This is a genomic window from Streptomyces sp. WAC06614 (assembly GCF_003949795.1).
Classification (GTDB): Bacteria; Actinomycetota; Actinomycetes; order Streptomycetales; family Streptomycetaceae; genus Streptomyces.
In genome coordinates, this window is the sequence record NZ_RPRY01000563.1 from 1 (window position 1) to 2518 (window position 2518).

The following is a 2518-nucleotide window of genomic DNA, read 5'->3' on the forward strand; positions in this document are numbered from 1 at the left end:
ATCCACATCTCGGCCTGGGGTTCGCCGGTCGGCTCCGTGCCGAGGAACTCGGGTATGGCGGTGGGGGAACCCCAGGCGTAGGGGCGGACGGTGTTGGTGAGGCGGTCCATCGTGAGGGCTTCCTTGAGACGGTCGGGGTCGGCCGGGGCCGGGCGGGCTGCCCGGCTACGGGCGTCCTCCGGAGGCCACCGCGAGGTAGGCGGTGGCGAAATCGGTCACGGCGAGGAGTTCGGCGAGCTGTTCGAGCTCGCTGCCTTCTTCGGGTTCGAGTTCGCTGACGGCCGTGTCGTGGCTGAGGGCGAGCTCGCGCGCGGCGGGGGCGGCGGACAGTCCGCCACTGGGCCGGTCGCGCAGCAGGACGACCCGGGCGCGGAGGGCCTGTGGCTCCTCGACCCGGTCGCGGAAGAAGTCGTCGGGGTCGGCGCCTGCCGCGAAGGCGCCGGCGAGCAGGACGCCGTGCCGGGGCAGGGCCTCGGGCAGTTCGGAGGCGAGCGCCGGGCGGCCGGCGAGCTCGGCCAGGGTGGCGGCGAAGCGGCGGCCGGCCGGGGCGGCGCCGTCGCCCTCGCTCCAGATGAGCGGGAGGGCGTCGGCGAGTTCGGCGGCCAGGGTCTTGGCCGGGTTGGAGTACGCGGCGATGGCGGGGCCGCAGCGTTCGGCGGTGCGGTCGAGGCGGTCGGCGACGAGCTGCAGGGTGTCGGGGGCGGCGGAGAGCAGGCCGACCTTGTCCAGGAGCAGCAGGAGCGGGGTGAGCAGGGCCCACAGGGCGCCGGGGCCGGCCGCGGCGCTCTCGTCGTAGTCCTCCTGGTACGGGGCCTTGGCCATGGGGACGAGGAGTCCGTGGGCGCCGCCGACGGCTTCGCCGAGCGGGGAGCGCTCGGGGGCGACGGCGACGACGGTGCAGCCGCGGCGGTAGGCCTGCTCGACCAGGACCGCCAGGCCCGGCTCGGAGCCGTCGGTGGTGGCGATGAGCAGCAGGTCCACCGGGCCGGCCCAGCCGGGCAGGGTCCAGCGCAGGGCGCCCGCGGCGTGGGCGACGCCGCTGGGGTGCAGGCGGATGACCGGCGCCGCGGCGCCGGCCAGGCCGCCCAGCAGGTCCGCGACGCCGGTCGCGGCGGTGCCGGGACCGGCGATCAGGACGGAGCGGGGGCGGCCGTCGGGGCGGATGTCGCCCAGGCCGGCCTCGGCGGCGTGCCGGGCCGCCGTGCGGACCCGGGCCCCGGCCTCGGCGGCGCCCCGCAGCAGACCTCGGCGGTCCGCCCGTGCGAGTTCCTCCGGTGCGTCGAGCAGCGACTCGTCGAGCATGTCGGCCTCCGGTCGTCGTCGCGGGTGCGGGTTCAGGCGGGTCGGCGGGCCTCGTCCACGAGGAGGACGGGGATCCCGTCCCGGACGGGGTAGGCCAGGCCGCAGTCCGCGCCGGTGCAGATCAGCTCGGGGGCCGCCTCGTCCGCGGAGCGGTCCTGGAGGGCCGAGTGGCAGGCGGGGCAGGCGAGGATCTCCAGAAGGCCGGCTTCGAGCGGCATGGGGGCGTCCCTTCGACGGTACGGGGTATGCGGTTGGGCCAGGTCAGCGTACCGCCGGCCCGCTCCCGGCGCGGCCCGGCGGCCACACCCGCTTCCCGGGCTCCGCCCGGGTCCGGCCGCCCGGCCGGGGCCGGGGCCCGGTCTGCGCCCGGGGCCGGCGGCCGCCAAGGGCCGGGCTGCGCCCGGACTCCGGCGGCTGCACCGCGGCCGAGGGCCGCAAGGGGCCGGGCTGCGCCCGGACCCCCGGTGGCTGCACCGCGGCCTGCGGACCCGCAGGCCCGCGGGCTGCACCCGGGCCCAGCGGCCCGCTGCCGTGCCCGCGCTGCACCCGGGCCTGACTCGGGCCCCACGGGCCGAGCCGCGCGCGCCGCGGGCTTCGCCCGGGGGCCGGGGGCCGCCGCGTTGCGGCCGACGGCCGCAAGGGACCCGGGCAGGCCCAGGCCCAGCGGCCCGCTGCCGTGCCCGGGCCTGGCTCGGGCCCCACGGGCCGAGCGGGGTGAGCTTCGGGCTGCGCCCGGGGCCGGCCCGCCGCATGGGGGCCGGGCAACGCCCGGACTCCGGCGGCTGCACCGCGGCCGACGGCCGCAGAGGGCACGGGCAGCGCCCGGGCCTCCGGTGAACTGCACGCGTGCCCGCAGGCCGCGGGCTGCGCCCGGGCCCAGCGGCCCGCTGCCGTGCCCGCGCTGCACCCGGGCCTGACTCGGGCCCTACGGGCCGAGCCGGGCGCGCCGCGGGCTTCGCCCGGGAGGCCGGGGGCCGGACCCGGGCGCGCGCGCTGCGGGCGACGGTGGGCATGGGCTCCGCCCGGGGCCCGGACGACGGCCGGGGCCCGACCGCGGGCCCGCGCCCGAGCCGGGCGCGGCGCGGGCTTCGCCCGGGCCTCCGGCGGCTGCGCCGCGGACGCGGGCCCGCAGGCCCGCGGTCGGGTCCGGTCGTGCGCGCCCTGCGGGCGAAGTCCGGCGGGCATGGTCCCGGGGGACGGGCCGGGGGCCCTGGGG

2 protein-coding genes are annotated in these 2518 nt (G+C 80.6%); both read right to left on the reverse strand.

All coding sequences use genetic code 11. The annotated features are described in order from the left end of the window. Positions 1–165 precede the first annotated feature (165 nt). Complete coding sequence (locus tag EF918_RS34720) at positions 166–1302, reverse strand: SIS domain-containing protein (protein ID WP_125652841.1); 1137 nt, start codon at positions 1300–1302, stop codon at positions 166–168. A 32-nt stretch (positions 1303–1334) separates the two neighbouring features. Beyond that, positions 1335–1520, reverse strand: a complete 186-nt coding sequence (locus EF918_RS34725) for a Trm112 family protein (RefSeq protein WP_125652842.1) — start codon at positions 1518–1520, stop codon at positions 1335–1337. Between the last annotated feature and the right edge of the window lie 998 nt (positions 1521–2518).